This window comes from Cystobacter fuscus (genome assembly GCF_044360685.1).
GTDB classification, from domain to species: domain Bacteria; phylum Myxococcota; class Myxococcia; order Myxococcales; family Myxococcaceae; genus Cystobacter; species Cystobacter fuscus_C.
Genome location: NZ_CP043491.1, coordinates 2,404,592 through 2,421,408, shown reverse-complemented (window position 1 = coordinate 2,421,408; position 16,817 = coordinate 2,404,592). Strand labels below are relative to the sequence as shown.

Genomic DNA, 16,817 nt, shown 5'->3' with positions numbered 1-16,817 from the left:
GTTGGCGTACCTGACGGCACCCAACGCAGTACGCCCCATTCTGGAGCACCTGTCACTGCCCACGCGGCCTGCTGCCGCTGGCCGCAGCGCAGGGGCCACCCCAGGCCGCGTGGTGTTGAGGCTCAAGCCGCCCGGGCCAAGAGAGCCAGCCCCCAGCCGCGCACCCCAGGGGAGCGCGGCCTGGGCAGTCGTGTACCTCATGGGGCTGCGCGGCCTCTCAACCGACCGGGTGCGCTGCTCGGGCGGCCCCTTTCAGCGGCCCTCCTCGGCCCCGGCGTTCCAGCTCGCCACCCCTCAACAGGCCTTCCATCCTTCCTATACTCCTTGACGTCGGCGGGCGCCGCGGCGGGACTGGATCTCTGTCTGCACATGGTGCGGCTCGATCACGGCGCCGCGGTGGCGGCGGATGCGGCCCGGCTCTCGGTGATGCCGCTCGAGCGCGACGGAGGACAGTCACAGTTCATCCTGCACGCACCGCCCGCCCCGGATGGCTCGTCGCTCGAGCCGCTGCTGCGCTGGCTCGACGAGAACCTCCACGAGCCGCTCACGCTCGAGGACATCGCGCGCCACGCCGCCCTGAGTGTGCGCACGCTCAACCGCCGCTTCCGCGAGCAGCTGGGCACCACGCCGCTGCAGTGGATCCTCCGCGCCCGCGTGCGCCGCGCGCAGCAACTGCTCGAGACGACGGGGCACTCCGTGGAAGCCATCGCGGAGCGGGTCGGCTTCGGCTCGGCGACCGCCTTGCGTGAGCACTTCCAGCGGTTCGTGACGACGAGCCCCCAGGCCTACCGCCGCGCGTTCCGCTCCGCGCCTCCAGCCAGCCACTGAGGCGCCCGGGGGAGCGCGGCTCCACCCGGGACGGGCCCCGGGTCAGGCCACCGCGAGCAGCCGGTCCAGCTCGCGCCGGTAGCGCGCCAGAAGGGTGTCCTCCGCGGGGTGGCGCCCCTCGCGCACCACGAAGCGCCCGGCCACCATGACGTCGCGCACGCAATCGCTCCCACTGGCGAAGAGGAAGGAGTCGAGGAGCGCATCCCGCGTGCGCCCGTAGAGCTTGGGGTGGTCCGCATCGAGGACGACGAGGTCGGCCGGGGCCCCCACGCCCAAACCGGGAGCGGACAGCCCCAGCGCCCGGGCACCTCCGGCCACGGCGGCGCGGTAGAGGCCCGCCCCCACCGAGTCCTCCGAGCCCACCCGCAGCACGTTGCGGCGCCGGGCCACCAACCGCTGGCCGTACTCCAGCAGGCGCAGCTCCTCCGGTGCGCTGACGCTGATGTGGCTGTCCGAGCCGATGCCGAACACGCCCCCCTGGCGCAGGTAGTCCACCGCGGGGAAGAGCCCGTCGCCCAGGTTGGCCTCCGTCGTCGGGCACAGGCCGGCCACGGCGCCACTGGCGGCCAGCCGGGTCACCTCCTCGGACGTGAGGTGGGTGGCGTGCACCAGGCACCACCGGGAATCCACCGGCGCGTGGTTCAACAACCACTGCACGGGGCGCTCCCCGCTCCAGGCCAGGCAGTCCTCCACCTCCTTGGTCTGCTCGGCGATGTGGATGTGGAGCGGCGCCCGCGCGTCCAGCGAGTGAAGGCCGGCGAGCGCCTCGTGCAGCTGCTCGGGCGTCACGGCGCGCAGCGAGTGCAACGCCAGGCCCACGCGCACCGACGGCTCCTCCGCCGTCGCCCGCCGCACGGACTCCACGATGCCCAGCAACCCCTCCACCGTATTCAGGAAGCGCCGCTGCCCCTCGGTGGGAGCACGTCCACCGAAGCCACCGTGGGCATAGAGCGTGGGCAGGTGCGTCAACCGGATGCCCGTCTCGCGCGCGGCGGCCACGATGCGGTGCGAGTTCTCCGCGCGGTCGGCATACGGCGTCCCCTCCCGGTCATGGTGGAGGTAGTGGAACTCGGCGACGGAGGTGTAGCCGGCCTTCAACATCTCCAGGTACAGGAGCGCGGCCACCGCCTGTAGGCCCTCCGGGGTGAACCGGGCGAGGAAGCGGTACATGGTGTCCCGCCACGTCCAGAAGTCGTCCTCGGTGCGGCCGGCCCGCTCGGCGAGCCCGGCCATGGCGCGCTGGAAGGCATGGGAGTGCAGGTTGGGCAGCCCCGGTATCACCGGTCCCCCGGCCCGCGCCTCCCCGGCCCGCGCCCCGCGCTCCACCGCGGAGATGACGCCCCGGTCATCGAACCGCAGCAACACATCCTCCGCCCAACCGTCCGCCAACAGCACCGAGTGGCAGAACAGGCTCGTCTCACGGCTCATGGGAGTTCCTCGCGCTCAGGAGCGGCCGCCGGAGCGGGCGAAGTCGGCCAGGACCTCGACGAAGCGCCGGAGCGCGGGCCGCAGGGCCGCCGCATGCTCCTCGCGGAAGGTGAAGGGCGCGTCCTCGTCCATGTAGTTGCACTGGGCCATCTCGAGTTGCACGGCGTGGTAGCCGGTGGTGGGCCGCCCGTAGTGGCGGGTGATGTAGCCGCCCTTGAAGCGGCCGTTGAGCACGTGCGAGTAGCCACTCGCGGCGCACGCGGCCACCAGCCGCTCGGAGATGTCCGGCGCGAGGCTCCGCCCGTCCGCGGTTCCGATGTTGAGGTCCGGCAGGCGTCCCTCGAACAGCCGCGGGACGACCGAGCAGATGGAGTGCGCATCGAGCAGCACCGCGATTCCATGCCGCGCGTGGAACCCGGCCAGCGTCTGCTCGAGGCGCTCGTGGTAGGGGCGCCAGTACGTCTCGAGGCGCGCCTTGCGCTCGTCGGGCTCGGGAGCGGCGCCGGCGCGGTAGAGCGGACGCCCGTCGAAGAGCGTCTCGGGGAAGAGGCCGGTCGTCGCGGTGGCGTAGAGCGGCGTGTCATCCGGCGGGCGATTGAGATCGATGGTGTAGCGCGAGTAGCGAGCCACCAGCACGCTGGCGCCCACCTCCTCGAGGAAGTCATAGAGGAGCGGCAGGTGCCAGTCGGTGTCCGGGAGGCCCTGGGCGTCGTCGGTGAGCCGCTCGCGCAGCCCCTCCGGGAGCTGGGTCCCCACGTGAGGCATGCTGACGAGCAACGGAATGCGTCCCGGTTTGAAGAGGTAGGGCTCCATGGGCCTCAAGTCTAGGGGACGGCCGGAGGGATGCCCAGGGCGCGCACCGGGGGCTGTCGCGGGGCTGACCTCGGAGGGCTCAGGCGCCGAGCGCGCGCAGGGGCAGGTAGCGCTCGGAGGCGGAGAAGCGCACCAGCTCGATGCACTCCGTCTCGCTGGACTTGAGCTGGCGCAACGCCGCCAGGGCGGGCCCCGGACCGCCGCCCGCCACGAGCCCCGCGCGGTTGGCCGAGTGCCGTGCCGCCTCCGCGAGCGCCGCCGCGTCGAACTCGCGCTGGGCCGACTCCAACAGGCCCAACGCCCGCTCGCGCGCCCGGGGGTGCAACGCGTCGCGGACCACCCGCGACTCGGGGCCGAAGTCGGAGCCCTCGCGCAGCACCGAGCCGAGAATGGCCACCGCGCGCAGGAGTTGATCCTTGCGCAGGCAGCGCAGCGCGAGCAGATCCGAGCTGACACAGAACAGGGCGCGTCCGGCGAAGAAGCGCAGCTCCGGCTCCGGGAGCACCTGGCGCACCGCGAGCCGGCCCACCAGCACGCGCGGGCCTCCCGGGTGCACGAGCGAGAAGGGCGGTCCGTCATCCTCGGACAGGTAGACGTCGGGCAGAGGCACGTCCAACAGGCGCGCGACGGACTGCAGCGCATCGAGCGCGGCGCGGGCCCCCGGCCCCGAGTCCGGATGGAGCGGCTCGGACGAGCCCGCGGCCCGGCCGAAGGTGGGGAAGAGACGGCAGAGGGCGGAGCCCACGGCGACGAGCAGCTCGCCCGATGGGTTGCGCAGGCCCGGGTGACGCAGTCCCGCGCGCTCCTCGGGGGTGAGGGGACGGCGGGGATAGCGGACCGTGGCCTCCCGGTTGCCCGCGAGCGCCGAGGACACTTCCGCCATCAACGCGCTCCGCGCCTGGTCCCCCCGGCTCTGGAAGAAGGCCGAGAGCTCACGGTAGGCCGCCGGATCGAGCGGACGCTCGCGCACGCGCTCGATGGCCGCCGGCCGGGGCTCGGCGGAAACGGGCGCGGAGCGGGCGAGCGGCGTGGCGAGGGCGCGGGTCACGGTAACATCGGGTGAGGCGGGCGCGAGCGGGAGCGGCTCGGGAGCCCCCTTCACCCGGCGGCGCACGGGGTCCATCTTCCCCGGCGGCGCGTCCCAGGCGGACGCCGGGGGAGCGTCCGCGGACGAGGGCGGAGCGGAAGGCTCGGACGCGGCCGGAGGAGGCGTCACGGCGGAGCGCCCCCGGGAAGTGGACGCCGCCGGCTTCGCGGGCGGGAGCGGGAGCTCGACCGCGGGCATCTCGAGGATGGTGGGCGCGGACGCGGAGACATCGGCCTGCGCGATGGGAGGCGGAACGAGGACGGGGGAGCGGGCGCCCGTCGTCTCCAGCCGCGCGGAGGAGGTGCGGGTCGGCTCGGGAGGCAGCGGCAGGGGCGCGGCCAGGGAGGCGCGCAGATTGTCCGCGCGGTTGGCGTACACCTGGGCCCGGGCCGCGTCCCCGAGCACGTCGCGGCAGAAGCGCGCGAGCCGCTCCCAGGCGCCCATGCGCTCGCGATCGTCCTCGGTGGCGGTGGCGGCGTGCTCCAGGGCCCAGGCAGCCTCGCCGTTCTGTCCGAGCGCGATGAGGCGCTCGACGAGCAACAACCAGGCATCCTTGTGGCCGGGCTCGAAGCGCACGGCCTGACGCAGCTCGGCGAGCGCGGCGTCCCGATCGCCCGCGGCCTCTTGCAGGGCCACCAGCTCCAGCCGGGCCTTGCGCGCCACCGGGCCCCGGGGCTCGCGCGCGAGGCTCGCGCGCAAGAGGCGGCTCAACCCCTCCGAGTCTCCCAGGCGCCGCGTCAGCTCGAGCAACTGCTCCTGGGCCGGGGCGTCTCCGGGGTTCTCCGCGAGCACCTCCGTCCACGCCCAGTGGGCGAGCCGCGCGTCGCCGAGCGGATGGGAGACGAGCTCGGCGAGGCGGCGCAGTCCCTCCGAGCGCAGGGGAGCACGGCGGGGCATGGTGGTGAGCACGGCGCGCAGCCGCTCGGCGGCGCCGGGCCGCTCCGGCTCGGAGACACACCGGGCCAGGCCGATCAGCGCCGGCAGGGACTGGGGCGAAAGCGCCAGGCAGGCCTCGAAATCGGCGCGGGCGAGCGCCCCCTCCCCGGTGGACAGCAGCCGCTCCCCACGCGCCAGGAAGGCGCTGGCCCGGGCCTCGGGGGTGCTCGCGCGCTGCACCGCCTCGTCGAGCACGCGCCGCACCGCCCAGTCATCACCGTCGGAGCGCTGGGACAGCAGCCGCACCTGCTCGGCGAGCGCGGACTTGTCCCCGGTGAGGGCGACGATCTGCCCGTAGACGCGCGCCGCCTCCGCCCCGTCGTGCAGCTCGTTCTCGAGCAACTCGGCGAGCCGCGTGAGGGCCTCGGCGCGCACGGACAGCTCCTGGGACGAGTCCGCGCGGGCCAGGTAGAACTGCGCCAGCTCGCGCCAGGCCTGACGCGCGATGAGCTGCGCCTCCAGGCGTGGATCCTCGGGCTGCTCGCGCCGTTGCAGGCGGGGAATCGAGGGGCCCGTCTCGTCGTCCTGGCCCCAGGGCACGGGAGGTCCGGAGCGGAGCGCCGCGGGCGGCGGGGCGGCGGGCACCGAGGGGGCGTCGTCCTCGTCCAGCGGAAGGTCGTCGGTGACGTCGAGGGTCATCCGCCGGTGGCTGAAGGCCGCGCCGTCGGAGTCCTCCCTCGGGGACGAAGGAGGAGCGGCGTCGGTCGAGAAGGGAAGTCCCGAGGCCTCGGAGGTGATCTCCTCCTCCTGCCGCGCCCACGGCGAGGCCGTCTCGAGCGGAGTGCCATGCCGGTCATCGACGGAGGAGGCGCGCGGGGAGAAGCGGGCATCCGGCGGGGCCGGGTTCTCCTGCGTGTGCTCGTCCTCCCCCCAGGAGGTGGCGCCGAACATCAGGGTCTCGCTGAAAATGGGCGGCGTGCCGGCCGCGGGCGGCGGGGGCGGGACCACGAAGCCGCCCGGGGGAGTGCCCTCGCGCCGGGGCGGCCGGGGAGCGGAGGGGGCGCGTCCAGAGAGCAGCTCGAGGAGCCGGCGGGCGCGGCGGTCCCCGGGGAACTCCTTGACGAGGGACTGGAGCGTCTCGATGGCGCGGGACTTCTGACCCACCCGGCGCAGCAGGCGGGCGAGCTGGAGCCTCACGGCACGGCGGGTGTCGCCCCGGGTGGAGGAGAGCGAGGAGGACAGGAGCGCGATGGCGGCGGCCTCGGTCCCCGCGACTTGCGAGAAGGCGACGAGCACGGCGGCCAGACGCGGCGACATGGGCAGGACGCGGCTGGCGCGAACCATCTCGCCAAAGGCCCGCGCCGCGAGACCCTCGCGCAGCAGCCGGGCGGCGCTCTGGCGGTGCCGCTCGACGGGATCGAGCCCCTCGGCGCCCTCGCGGGAGCCCTTACCGTTTCTCACACCAGCCATGGGGGGCGCAGTCTACACACGATGGCGCCTCCGGTCGTCACTGTCCGCCAGGGGGCTCGGCGGTGGGGATGGCACCCGAGGGAGCGGGGAGGCGCGCGGCCGAGAAGAACCGGGCGAGGTCCTCTGGCACGGGGGCCTCGAACCGGACCGGAGCCCCCGTGCGGGGGTGGGCCAGCTCCAGGGTGCGCGCATGCAAGAGGCACCGGGGAGCGGCGAGTGCACCCGCCTGGGGCGCGCCGCCATAGCGTGAGTCCCCGAGGATGGGGGCGCCCAGGGCGGTCAGGTGCGCGCGCAACTGGTGGGTGCGTCCCGTCTGGGGCAACAGCTCCACCAGGAGGAAGTCCGAGCCGGTGAACAGCACCCGGTAGCCGGTGAGCGCGGGAATGCCGTTGGCGGCGCGGGTCGCCCGCCAGCGGCCCGGACGGGAGGGATCCTTCGACAGGGGCAGGTCGATGAACCCCTGGGCGGGCAGCGGCACGGGGCCCACGGCGGCCAGGTAGCGCTTGCGGGCGTGGCCCTCGCGGAACTCCGCGGCGAGCGCGGCCGTCGCCTCGGGAGTCTTGCCGAACACCGTCACCCCGGAGGTTTCGCGATCCAACCGGTGCACCAGGCCCGCGGGGCGTTTCAGGTGCGCGCCCACCCAGTCCACGAGGCTGTCGCCCACGCGGCCCTCGGTGGGCTGCGCCGTCATGCCCGCGGGCTTGTCCACCGCGAGGACCTGGTCATCCTCGTGGAGGATGCGCGGCGCGAGCCCGGGAGTGCTCGCCGCCGCGAGGGGACTCTGTCCGCCCTCCTCGAGGACGACCGTCACCACCTGCTCCGGCGTCAGCCGCACCGCCGCGTCGCGGCTCCGGCGTCCGCCCACGTACACCGCCCCCACGGCCACGAGCCGCTCCACCTCCTCGCGAGGCAGGCCCAGCACTCCGGCCAGCACCTCGCCCAGGGGGCGGCCCGCGTGAAGGGTCTCGACTCGGAAGGTGCGGCGCTTCATGGAAGGGGACCTCGGGGCTCGGCGGGAACGGCTCCCGGGCGCGTATCTCCTGGGCGCTCGCCGTTCAAGTCCTCCGGAGCCCGGCGGCAGTGCGACCGCGGGACGAGTGCCCCCCACTTCTTCCGCCCAGGAACCAACATCCTGGAGTGAAGGCGTATGGGAATGAACAGGTCCTCCCGGCATTCGGATTGTCAGACACTTCCGGCGGCGCGGCGAGGGTTCATCCTGTCCGCCCATGAACGCACTCAAGCTGCTCAAGACGGATCACCGCACGGTGGAAGCCCTTTTCAAACAGTTCGAGAGGGCAGGCGACAAGGCCTTCAAGGAGAAGCAGGAGATCGCCCGGAAGATCGTGAAGGAGTTGGCCATCCACGCCTCCATCGAGGAGCAGTTGCTCTACCCCGCCGCGCGCGCGCGTGACGAGCGGTTGGAGGATGATGTGCTCGAAGCGCTCGAGGAGCACCACGTGGCGAAGTGGACGCTCGATGAGATCGATCGCATGTCGCCCGAGGACGAGCGCTTCGACGCGAAGGTCACCGTGCTCATGGAGAGCATCCGCCACCATGTGAAGGAAGAGGAGACCGAGCTGTTTCCCAAGCTCGAGCGGGTGATGGGCAAGGCGGAACTCAATGCGCTCGGCGCTGCCCTGGAGCAGGCGAAGACCCTCGCGCCGACGCGCCCGCACCCGATGTCGCCCGACACGCCGCCCGGCAACGTCATCTCCGATGCGCTCGCGAAGATCCTCGACATGGGGCGCGACGCGGCACGTGAGGTGGGTCGCCGAGCGGGCAAGGTGGCCACCCAGATGGTGAACCGGGCCAAGAACCCGAGAGGGACGGCGAAGGCCAGCGGCGGCACGGCGAAGCGCGCGACCACGGCCAAGCGCTCGGCCGCGGCCAAGCGAGGAGCTCGGCGGACCGCGACGGCCCGCTAGGACAACACTCCCGGACGGGTGGGGAAGACAGACATCCGGAGCGGGCGGGGAATCCCGCCCGAGACCTCCCGGACAGAAAGCACTTGCGGGCCTGCCTGTCTTTCGTTCATTGTTCCCCGTACAGGTGCCGAGGGGCGCCTGTACCCTCCAAGACGACGTCACCCTCGCTTCACCGGTAGTCAGGTCCGTTCAGCTCAAGTTCCTGTCACGGTCCTCTCCAGGGTAAGGGGCCGCCTCCGAGGAACTTGTCATGCGCACTGCTGCTTCCGCCGCTCCCCTGCCCCTGCGCGAGTGCAAGATTCGAGCATCGCTCCTGCTCAAGAGCCTGCTCGGTGCCGACGCGTCGAGCGCGATGCGGGCCGCGCGGCGGTTGTGCACCCTGCCCGACTACGCGGGGCTGTCCCCGGACGAGCTGCTCGCGCGCCGGGAGCAGGTGAGCCACAAGCACGCGCTCGCCGTCATCGCGCGTGAGCAGGGCCATGCCTCGTGGCGCGAGTTGAAGCACGCGCGGGAGACGGCTCCGCGGCGCTTCGACCCGGAAGCCTTCTTCACCCGGAAGGGGAGCGGCGACCTCAAGCGCTGGTTCTCCACCTACGCCCAGGCGCGCGAGTCCCTGCTCGCGCACGGCGGCTGGCTCTTCCCCTTCCGCCAGCAGTTCTTCGTCTGCGAGCACACCTTCCTGCGCGCGCTCGGCGTGGACGCCACGGATCCGGACTGGCGGCGCATCGGCTTCAACTGGGTGGAGCCGGCGGACGACGCCGCGCGGGCCCGGCTGGAGTCCAAGCTCATCGCCCTCGGCTACACGCGCTGAAGCACGCGCGCATCCTTCAACCCCCACCCGAAAGCCTCCTCATGTCCTCGAACGATTCCTCCGCCCCGGGCGGTGCGTCGTCGCGCCGTTCGGAATTGAAGCGTGCCTACAAGGAAAACCCTCCCGCCATGGGCGTGTTCGCCGTGCGCAACCTCCGTCAGGGCAAGGTGATGGTGGGCTCGGCCCTCAACGTGCCCGGAGCGCTCAACCGCCTGCGCTTCGAGCTGACGCAAGGCATGCACCGCAAATACCCCGCCCTGCAGGAGGACTGGAACCGGCTCGGCGCCGACGCCTTCTCCTTCGAGGTGCTGGACGTCCTGGAGCCACCGGAGGAACCGGGCACGGACCTTGGCGAGGAGTTGCGCGTCCTGGAAGCGCTCTGGATGGAGCGGCTGCGCCCCTACGGCGACGCCGGCTACCACCCTCCGCCCAAACCGTCGGCTTCGTGAAAGGTTCCCCGGCGGAGTCTCATGCCGGACCCCCGCCGCTGGAGTATGAGAAGGGGCATGGACCGTCCCCTTCCCCTGCTGCGCGAGAACCTGGACGACTTCCTCGCCGCGCTGGCCACCTCCGCCTGGCGCTCGGCCGCTGGCCTCCCCCAGGACTCCTCCCTCCGCGAGCTCTATGAGGACTCGCCGGAGATCGCCTCCGCCGAGGCCTTCGCCGCCGCCACCGAGGCCGTCCCCAAGGCCCAGGCCAAGGGAGATCTGCTCGCGGTGCGCCGCCTGCGGCTGCTGCGCGACTTCATCGCCACCCAGGTCGAGGAAGCCCTCGCCGCCCCCGAGGCCGAGGCCATCGCCCGGCTCGAGTCCCGCTCGAGCCTCCCCGTGGACGACGGAGTGCTCTCCTTCGGAGAGGTGCTCGGACAGATCCCCCACGAGGGCAATCGCACCCGGCGCACCGTGCTCGAGAACGCCGCGGGCGGCTTCCTCTGGGACAACCGGGGCCGCTACGGCGCCCGCCACGAGGCCACCTTCCGCGTCGCCGAGAAGCTCGGCGCCCCGAGCTACCTCGCCCTGCGCGAGGACGTCTCCGGCATCGCGCTCCAGCCGCTCGCCGAGGCCGCCGCCCGGACGCTGCGCGCCACCGAGGACGCCTACCGGGACGTGCTCTCCTACGTGCTCAAGAAGGTGGAGCCCACGCTGCGGCCGCTGCCCACGGGCAACGCGCGACGGCATGACCTGCGCGCCGCCACCCAGGTGCCCTGGATGCACGCCTTCTTCCGGCGCGAGGACGGGCTGCCCGCCGTCATCCGCTGGCTCGGTGAGTGGGGCTTCCACCCGTCCGCCGGGGGCCGCATCCGCCTGGACGACGAGGCGCGGCCCGGCAAGGCGGCACGCCCCATCACCGCCGCGGTGCGCGTGCCGGGCGAGGTGCGCCTGGTGCTCCAGCGGCACGCGGGGCTCGACGCCCTGGGCAGCCTGCTGCACGAGTACGGGCACGCGCTGCACCACGCCCACGTGTCGGAGCAACTCCCGCTGGAGCTGCGCCGCCTGGGCGACGCCTCGGTGACGGAGGGCTTCGCGACCCTCTTCGAGCGGCTGCTGATGGACGAGGAGTGGCTCAAGCGCTACGCGGGCCTCCCCACGGCACCGGCGCGCGACGCGGCCCGCATGGCGGCCTTCCAGGCGCTCACCGTGTTGCGCCGGCACTGCGCCCGGCTCGGCTACGAGCTGTCGCTGCGCACCAGCGGACCCTCCACCGAGCGCGCCGAGGAGTACGTCGACACCCAGCGCCAGGCGCTCTTCGTCGAGCCCCACCGCGGCTTCTTCCTCTTCGACGTGGACCCGCAGCTGTACGTCACGCGCTACCTGCGCGGCTGGGCGCTGGAGGCGCGGCTCACCCCGTCCCTCACCGGACGCTTCAACGAGGACTGGTGGCGCAACCCCTCCGCGCGCCAGTGGCTCCAGGGCCTCTTCGCCCGGGGTGGCACCGACGACGCCGAGACGCTCTCCAAGGAGATTTCAGGCAAGGAGATGGCGCTCCCCGAGGCGGGTGACCGCCTCGTGGCCCTGCTCAATCGCTGAGCGCCTTCTCGGGAATCCCCCCTCGGGTACCGGCTACGGCTTCTTCTTCAGGGCGCGGACGATCTTCTCCTTCGTCGCCTTCGCGCTCGCGGCCGTCTGGGGCTTGTTGCTCGCCGTCTTCGTCTGGCCCGTGCGCTCGCGCATGGCCTTCATGAGCTGCATCTCGATGAGCAGCAGCTCATCGCCCAGCTCCTCGTTCTGGCCCGCGGCTCGCGGGAGCGGCGCGCTCTTGCTGGCGGCTCCGGCGCCGTGCCGCATGCGCAGCACCTTCTCCTCCTCGGGGGCCAGGGTCCGCGCCTTCTCCAGCGCTACCTTGACCTCCTTGGCCGTCACCGTCGTGCTACCGCTGACCTTGCGCTCCATTTCCACTCCCTTGCGAGCGACCCTGAACATCCGATCATGTCGGACGCGTCCGAGCCGCAACCGACGAGGATTGTAGAGATCGCAAGAGGAGGGTCAAATTTTCTTCCAACATCCCGATGCCTGCCTGTAGCGAGGCACACGCCTGCCTACCCCGGGGCATGAGACCCGGGTCCGATTCCCATGTCCAATTTCGAGCAGGCACGACGGGGACGGCGAGCGAGGGGGACAGCGAGCCCCCCCTGGGACTACGGCTCGTCCGGGGGCTCCTCCGCCGGGGCGGGGGCCGCGCCCGTCGTGGTGCCCTCGGGCTTGTTGCGCGGAATCCCGAAGCGATCCAACGCGTCCGCGATGCCCTGCGGCTTGTCCGCGTCCGGCAGGAAGTTCTCCGGCGCCTGCAGCTTGGGATCCTTCCCGATTTCAGTCACGGCGGATTCCAACACCATGCGCAGCTCGGCCAGACCGGCGGCGTCATTGGCGGGCACGGAGATGCGGCCGTCGAGGCGGACCTTGAGGACGACGGAGGTGTCGGCGTCCACGAGCACCTCGCCGCTGAGCGACTGGGGGACGCGGTGCTCGAAGAAGGCCAGGCGGCGGCGGGTGGTGTCGTCGCGGCCCCCCTTGGGCGTGGCGAGCGCGGGCAGCACGACGGGCTGGGTGCCCGTGTTGCCCTCGGGGCCCAGGCTCACCTGGTAGCGCCAGGCGGTGCGGCCCTCATAGGTGACGGTGCCCTGGGCCGCCAGATGCAGCCGGTCCCGGAAGAGCGCGTCCAGGTCGCGGATGGCACCGGTGAGCTCGGAGCGCGTGCGCTCGGCCATGCCCCGGTCGCGCAGCCGCTGCCGGAAGACGCCGTAGCGGTTGCGGGCGTACACCTTGCCCCCCACGCGCATCACCTCCAGGCCCTGGTCCCGGCTGTTCTCCAGCACACCATGGAAGTCCCCGCCCACGCCGCCGGGGCCCGCGCGGAAGGTGCGCGTCTCGGTGAGCTTGTTCGAGCCACTGTTCTGCGCCCCCGTCCACTCGGTGGTGATGGTGGCCGTGTAGGCATGGGGCCCGAGCCGCTCGGTCACCTCGGCGGCATCCATGGACAGGATGCGACGCGCCACCCGGGGGTTGTCCGCCACGTCCTGGGGGTTGAGCTTCTCGGCCGCCGAGGCCACCACCTTGGGGGGATCCTCGGGGGAGAAGATGCGCGCCTTGGCCGCGCGGTCGACTTCGTCCGGTCGGCACGCCGAGGCGGAGAGCGCCAGGACGGCGGCGAAGACGGACGGAGAAAAACGGGTCACGGGTCCTCCAACTTCCAGACGAGGGGGTTGCCCAAATTACGAAGGAGGTACAAGAGGGGCAAGGGACGGCTTTGCGCGCGGCAATGTACGAGATAGAAGACGCCGTATGCAGAACCTGCGTGACAAGCTCTTGAAGGCCGGCCTGGTCTCCGAGGAACAGGCGAAGAAGGTTGAAACCACGGCCCCGAAGGCCGCCCGTCCCCCGTCCGAGCCGTCGGCCCAGCGTTCGGGCCCGCCTCGAGGCGAGCGTGAGGACCGCCCGCCGCGTGAGCACCGGGGCCGGGACGAGCGTCCGCCCCGCCGCGAGGGTCCGGGAGGGGGAGGCCGTCCCCAGGGCGCCGGAGGTCGTCCGCAGGGAGGCTTCCGTCCGCAAGGTGCCGGAGGTCGTCCGCAGGGAGGGCGTCCTCCCCAGGCGGCGGAGGCGGCGAGCCGCCCCGTGCCCAAGCTGCCGCCCCTGCCGGGCTCCAAGGCCGCCCAGCGCATGGAGTCCAAGAAGCAGGTGGAGCAGGACAAGAAGCTGCGCGAGCTGGTGTACGGCGGGCAGGTGCCCGTGGACGTCGGCGCCACCGTCTTCTACTTCATGACGCGCAAGGGGAAGCTGCGCCGCCTGGAGCTGACCGAGGCGCAGGCCAAGCAGCTCGAGGACGGCATCCTCGGCGTGGTGGAGCGCCCCGAGCCGGCGCAGATCGAGCACTCGCTGGTGCCCGCGGCCGTGGCCGAGCAGATGTTCGCCCTGTCGAAGAAGTCGGTGCGCTTCCTCAACCGCAAGGACTCGCCCATCGGCTTCATGAGCGACGACCAGGTCAAGGAGCAGCAGGCGGCCGAGGCCCGGGGCGATGCGCCCGTGCCCGACGAGGACGACGAGCCGTCCGAGGCGTCCGCGTCCGACGACGCCGCGAGCGCCTCCACCGAGGGCTCCGCCCCCGAGGGCTCCAGCGAGCCCACGCCGTCCTGAGCCACTGAAGCGGTACGCCCCGCGGCCCGAGCAAGGGGACGCGGGGCGCCCCCTCAGTTCTTCAGCCCTCCCGTGGGTCCGGGCCGAGGAGGCTCCGCCGACGGGGAAGGGGTTCGTGCCTCATCGCCCATCTGCACGAAGCCGCGGATCGTCCCGTCCTGGATGACCAGGGGCGTCGGGGAGATGGGCGCGGAGTCCTCACTCGCGTACTGCTCCTCGCACAGGCCGAGGAATTCCGCCGTGAGCGAGGGCTCCACGAGCGCGCTGGCGAGCAGGAGCAACCCCTTGCGGGGCACCGCCGCCAGGAGCACCTGGCTGTCGAGGCGCTCGTGCATCGCGCGCAGGAAGGGAACGTCCAGCACCTTCTCGGCGGCGAAGTAGTGGCCCGACACGGCGAGCACCCGCCGAGGGCCCTCGCCCAGTTCCTGGAGCTCCACGGAGATGGCCTTCAGGTTCTCGAGCGCCTGGGCATGCAGCGTGTCCAGTTCCCCATCCCGGGAGCCCCCGCGCCTGAAGAGGGAGAACGAGTTCGGCAGATCCTCCCCGTAGACCACGAGTGGCACGTCGGCGCGGGCCGGCGCGTCGAACAGGGGCCGGTAGAGCACCCGATCGCGCACGCTCCAGTCCGGGGGCTTGAGCGTGAACAGCACGGGCCTGGGCTCGGTGGCCGCGAGGGACTGATCCTCCGCCATGCGCAGCAGGAGCACGAGGCTGTCACGCTCCCCGTTCGTCAGGAACCGCTCGGCCTTGCCCACCACGTTGACGGTCGCGGGCGTGCCGCCCTCCCCCCCGAGGCGGAAGGCGAAGGGCATCGTCGCCAGATCCTGGGCCTCGGCCCACCGCCCACCGTGACGGGCCCGCAGGAGCTCTCCGGCCACCGCCGCCAGCTCGACGACGCGCGTCCAATACCCGGGCTCGTCCTGCTCCACGCCGGGCTGCTGGGCGTATTCCTCCTGGAGCGCCGACAGGAGCTGCTCGTCCAGGGACGCCTCCCGGTCATGCGCCACCCGGAACGCGAGCCCGCGGAAGGCGCCCTCCGCGAGATCCTCCGGGGTGCTGATGGGTCCCTCGTACACGGAGACCGGCTCGTCGTTGATCTGCACCCGCCCTCCCGCCGAGGCCACCACGCCGCGCAGGAAGTCGGGAGGCGCTTCCGCGCACACGTAGAGCACGTCCACCGGCCCCTCCTCGGACTCGATGGCCTGGCGCGCGTTGAGCACGCGGGTGAGGGCGAACAGGATGGACACCTCCCGCTCCTGTTGGATCTCCGCGGCCGAGCGGTGATCCGTCTGCAGGAAGCCCTTGCGCCCCGTCTCTTCGTTCTGCGTGACGATGTCGATGCTGTCGAGGCTGCTGTACATGGTCTTCCTCGAGGGGCCGGGACCCTCCCCGGGGAAACACTCCCGAGGAGACCCTACCGGGTCAGGTGCGCGGAGATGACGCTGGCCACGCAGCAGGTGAGCTTCTTGCCGGTGGGGATGTGCAGGAACTCGTTGGGGCCGTGGGCGTTGCTGTTGGGCCCGAGCACGCCGGTGATGAGGAACTGGGCCTGGGGGAAGCGCCGGCCGAGCATCTCCATGAAGGGAATGGTGCCGCCCTCGCCCATGGACATGGACGGCTGGCCGAAGTACGTGCGCGAGGCGTCCTGCACCGCCGCCTCCAGCCACTTCTCCAGCGGCGGCGCGTCCCAACCGGCGCTCACCTTCTCGCCCTCGAACGACACCTTCGCGCCATAGGGTGGAGACGCCTCGAGCGCCTGCTTGAGCGCCTTGCTGGCCACCTTCGGCTCCAACCGCGGAGGAATGCGCATGGACAGCTTCACCGAGGTGAAGGGACGCAGCACGTTGCCCGCGCTGTCCAGCGCCGGCATGCCGTCCACGCCCGTGACGGACAGGGCCGGACGCCACGTGCGGTTGAGGATCTGCTCCACGCGATCCGCCGTCACCGGGTGGGCGCCGGGCACCCAGGGGAACTTCGAATACACCTCCTCGCCCAGCACCTCCGCCACCGCCGTGGCCTGATCCCGGCGCAGCTGGGGGATGTGCACGTGCAGCGCCTCGACGAGGATGCGGCCCGTCTGCTCGTCCTCCACGCGCGAGAGGATCTGGCGCAGGATGCGGAACGACGAGGGCACGAGGCCGCTCGCGTCGCCCGAGTGCACGCCCTCGGTGAGGATGTCCACGCGCAGGTTGCCGGACAGGAGCCCGCGCAGGGACGTCGTCATCCACAACTGATCGTAGTTGGCGCAACCCGAGTCCAGGCACACCACGAGCGACGGCTTGCCGATGCGCGGCACGAGGTGCTCGATGTAGGCCGGCAAGTCGTAGCTGCCGCTCTCCTCGCACGCCTCGATGAGCACCACGCAGCGCGCGTGCGGCACGCCCTGCTCGCGCAAGAGGCGGATGGCCGCCAGCGACGCGAAGGCCGAGTACCCATCATCCGCGCCACCCCGGCCGTAGAGCTTGTCGCCCTCGAGCACCGGCTCCCAGGGGGACAGCCCCGCGCGCCAGCCCGTCATCTCCGGCTGCTTGTCCAGGTGGCCATAGAGCACCACCGTGTCGTCGCCCGTGCCGGGAATCTCCATGTAGATGACGGGGGTGCGCGCCTGTCCCTGCTCGTTCTTGAGCGTCACCACCTCCACCTTGAGACCGGGGATGTGCTTCGCCTGGGACTCGCACCAGCCGGCGACGAGCTTCACCGCCTTGTCCATGTGCCCGTTCTTCAGCCACTCCTGATCGAAGACGGGCGACTTGTTGGGGATGCGGATGTAGTCGTGCAGCCGGGGGATGATCTCCTCCTCCCAGATGCGCTCGGACGCGGCGGTGGCGGTGGTGACGTTCAACCGGGGGGTGCTCATGAGGACAGGCTCCGGGTTCGATTCGTGAAACACGAGGCGCCCCCCCCCTCTACACCACCCCGGGCCCCAATGGGCGGCCCCCGTGCTCCCGCCA

General features: G+C 72.2%; 14 protein-coding genes. 6 read left to right on the top strand and 8 right to left on the bottom strand.

Features of this window, described 5'->3' with window-relative positions; translation table 11 throughout:
* Positions 1-369: 369 nt before the first annotated feature.
* Entirely contained in the window at positions 370-828 is a 459-nt protein-coding gene (locus tag F0U63_RS10040) for a GlxA family transcriptional regulator (protein ID WP_395845671.1), read from the top strand.
* A 42-nt stretch (positions 829-870) separates the two neighbouring features.
* On the opposite strand, the gene F0U63_RS10035 is transcribed toward F0U63_RS10040, so the two are convergent.
* The 4 genes from F0U63_RS10035 to F0U63_RS10020 all read right to left on the bottom strand — a co-directional run bounded on the left by F0U63_RS10035 (position 871) and on the right by F0U63_RS10020 (position 7,493).
* Positions 871-2,256: a formimidoylglutamate deiminase gene (locus F0U63_RS10035; RefSeq protein WP_395845670.1), complete on the bottom strand. Its 1,386-nt coding sequence runs from the start codon at positions 2,254-2,256 to the stop codon at positions 871-873.
* 15 nt (positions 2,257-2,271) lie between these two features.
* A complete protein-coding gene (gene hutG, locus F0U63_RS10030; RefSeq protein ID WP_395845669.1) occupies positions 2,272-3,069 on the bottom strand; it encodes an N-formylglutamate deformylase in 798 nt (265 codons plus the stop codon).
* 79 nt (positions 3,070-3,148) lie between these two features.
* On the bottom strand, positions 3,149-6,502 hold the full coding sequence (locus F0U63_RS10025; RefSeq protein WP_395845668.1) for a tetratricopeptide repeat protein: 3,354 nt from the start codon (positions 6,500-6,502) through the stop codon (positions 3,149-3,151).
* A 37-nt stretch (positions 6,503-6,539) separates the two neighbouring features.
* Positions 6,540-7,493, bottom strand: a complete 954-nt coding sequence (locus F0U63_RS10020; RefSeq protein ID WP_395845667.1) for an RluA family pseudouridine synthase — start codon at positions 7,491-7,493, stop codon at positions 6,540-6,542.
* 235 nt (positions 7,494-7,728) lie between these two features.
* Here F0U63_RS10020 and F0U63_RS10015 point away from each other — a divergent pair, with 235 nt between their 5' ends.
* The 4 genes from F0U63_RS10015 (at position 7,729) to F0U63_RS10000 (ending at position 11,265) form a co-directional block, all read left to right on the top strand.
* Entirely contained in the window at positions 7,729-8,427 is a 699-nt protein-coding gene (locus F0U63_RS10015; protein ID WP_395845666.1) for a hemerythrin domain-containing protein, read from the top strand.
* A gap of 250 nt (positions 8,428-8,677) precedes the next feature.
* A complete protein-coding gene (locus F0U63_RS10010; protein WP_395845665.1) occupies positions 8,678-9,238 on the top strand; it encodes a hypothetical protein in 561 nt (186 codons plus the stop codon).
* A gap of 41 nt (positions 9,239-9,279) precedes the next feature.
* Complete coding sequence (locus F0U63_RS10005) at positions 9,280-9,687, top strand: GIY-YIG nuclease family protein (protein ID WP_395845664.1); 408 nt, start codon at positions 9,280-9,282, stop codon at positions 9,685-9,687.
* 57 nt (positions 9,688-9,744) lie between these two features.
* Positions 9,745-11,265 (top strand): peptidase M3, encoded by a 1,521-nt coding sequence (locus F0U63_RS10000; RefSeq protein WP_395845663.1) that lies wholly within the window; start codon positions 9,745-9,747, stop codon positions 11,263-11,265.
* A 33-nt stretch (positions 11,266-11,298) separates the two neighbouring features.
* Here F0U63_RS10000 and F0U63_RS09995 read toward each other — a convergent pair whose 3' ends face one another.
* Together F0U63_RS09995 and F0U63_RS09990 are read right to left on the bottom strand one after the other, a co-directional pair.
* Positions 11,299-11,628 carry a hypothetical protein gene (locus F0U63_RS09995; protein ID WP_002630137.1) on the bottom strand — a complete coding sequence of 110 codons (330 nt, stop codon included), beginning with the start codon at positions 11,626-11,628 and terminating at the stop codon, positions 11,299-11,301.
* 245 nt (positions 11,629-11,873) lie between these two features.
* Positions 11,874-12,911, bottom strand: a complete 1,038-nt coding sequence (locus tag F0U63_RS09990; RefSeq protein WP_395845662.1) for a hypothetical protein — start codon at positions 12,909-12,911, stop codon at positions 11,874-11,876.
* A 106-nt stretch (positions 12,912-13,017) separates the two neighbouring features.
* Between F0U63_RS09990 and F0U63_RS09985 the strand changes: the two genes are divergently transcribed.
* Positions 13,018-13,866: a hypothetical protein gene (locus tag F0U63_RS09985; RefSeq protein WP_395845661.1), complete on the top strand. Its 849-nt coding sequence runs from the start codon at positions 13,018-13,020 to the stop codon at positions 13,864-13,866.
* 53 nt (positions 13,867-13,919) lie between these two features.
* Here the strand turns inward: F0U63_RS09985 and F0U63_RS09980 are convergent, their stop codons facing one another.
* Together F0U63_RS09980 and F0U63_RS09975 are read right to left on the bottom strand one after the other, a co-directional pair.
* Entirely contained in the window at positions 13,920-15,227 is a 1,308-nt protein-coding gene (locus F0U63_RS09980; RefSeq protein ID WP_395845660.1) for a hypothetical protein, read from the bottom strand.
* Positions 15,228-15,280: 53 nt separating this feature from the next.
* Positions 15,281-16,723 carry a M20 family metallopeptidase gene (locus tag F0U63_RS09975; protein WP_395845659.1) on the bottom strand — a complete coding sequence of 481 codons (1,443 nt, stop codon included), beginning with the start codon at positions 16,721-16,723 and terminating at the stop codon, positions 15,281-15,283.
* Positions 16,724-16,817: the final 94 nt, after the last annotated feature.

Coding starts and splice junctions, on each gene's coding strand:
- F0U63_RS10020 (WP_395845667.1), bottom strand. CDS start 7,493: ATGAAGCGCCGCACCTTCCGAGTCGAGACCCTTCACGCGGGCCGCCCC.
- F0U63_RS10025 (WP_395845668.1), bottom strand. CDS start 6,502: ATGGCTGGTGTGAGAAACGGTAAGGGCTCCCGCGAGGGCGCCGAGGGG.
- F0U63_RS10035 (WP_395845670.1), bottom strand. CDS start 2,256: ATGAGCCGTGAGACGAGCCTGTTCTGCCACTCGGTGCTGTTGGCGGAC.
- F0U63_RS10000 (WP_395845663.1), top strand. CDS start 9,745: ATGGACCGTCCCCTTCCCCTGCTGCGCGAGAACCTGGACGACTTCCTC.
- hutG (WP_395845669.1), bottom strand. CDS start 3,069: ATGGAGCCCTACCTCTTCAAACCGGGACGCATTCCGTTGCTCGTCAGC.
- F0U63_RS10005 (WP_395845664.1), top strand. CDS start 9,280: ATGTCCTCGAACGATTCCTCCGCCCCGGGCGGTGCGTCGTCGCGCCGT.
- F0U63_RS10015 (WP_395845666.1), top strand. CDS start 7,729: ATGAACGCACTCAAGCTGCTCAAGACGGATCACCGCACGGTGGAAGCC.
- F0U63_RS10040 (WP_395845671.1), top strand. CDS start 370: ATGGTGCGGCTCGATCACGGCGCCGCGGTGGCGGCGGATGCGGCCCGG.
- F0U63_RS10010 (WP_395845665.1), top strand. CDS start 8,678: ATGCGCACTGCTGCTTCCGCCGCTCCCCTGCCCCTGCGCGAGTGCAAG.
- F0U63_RS09980 (WP_395845660.1), bottom strand. CDS start 15,227: ATGTACAGCAGCCTCGACAGCATCGACATCGTCACGCAGAACGAAGAG.
- F0U63_RS09985 (WP_395845661.1), top strand. CDS start 13,018: ATGCAGAACCTGCGTGACAAGCTCTTGAAGGCCGGCCTGGTCTCCGAG.
- F0U63_RS09975 (WP_395845659.1), bottom strand. CDS start 16,723: ATGAGCACCCCCCGGTTGAACGTCACCACCGCCACCGCCGCGTCCGAG.
- F0U63_RS09995 (WP_002630137.1), bottom strand. CDS start 11,628: ATGGAGCGCAAGGTCAGCGGTAGCACGACGGTGACGGCCAAGGAGGTC.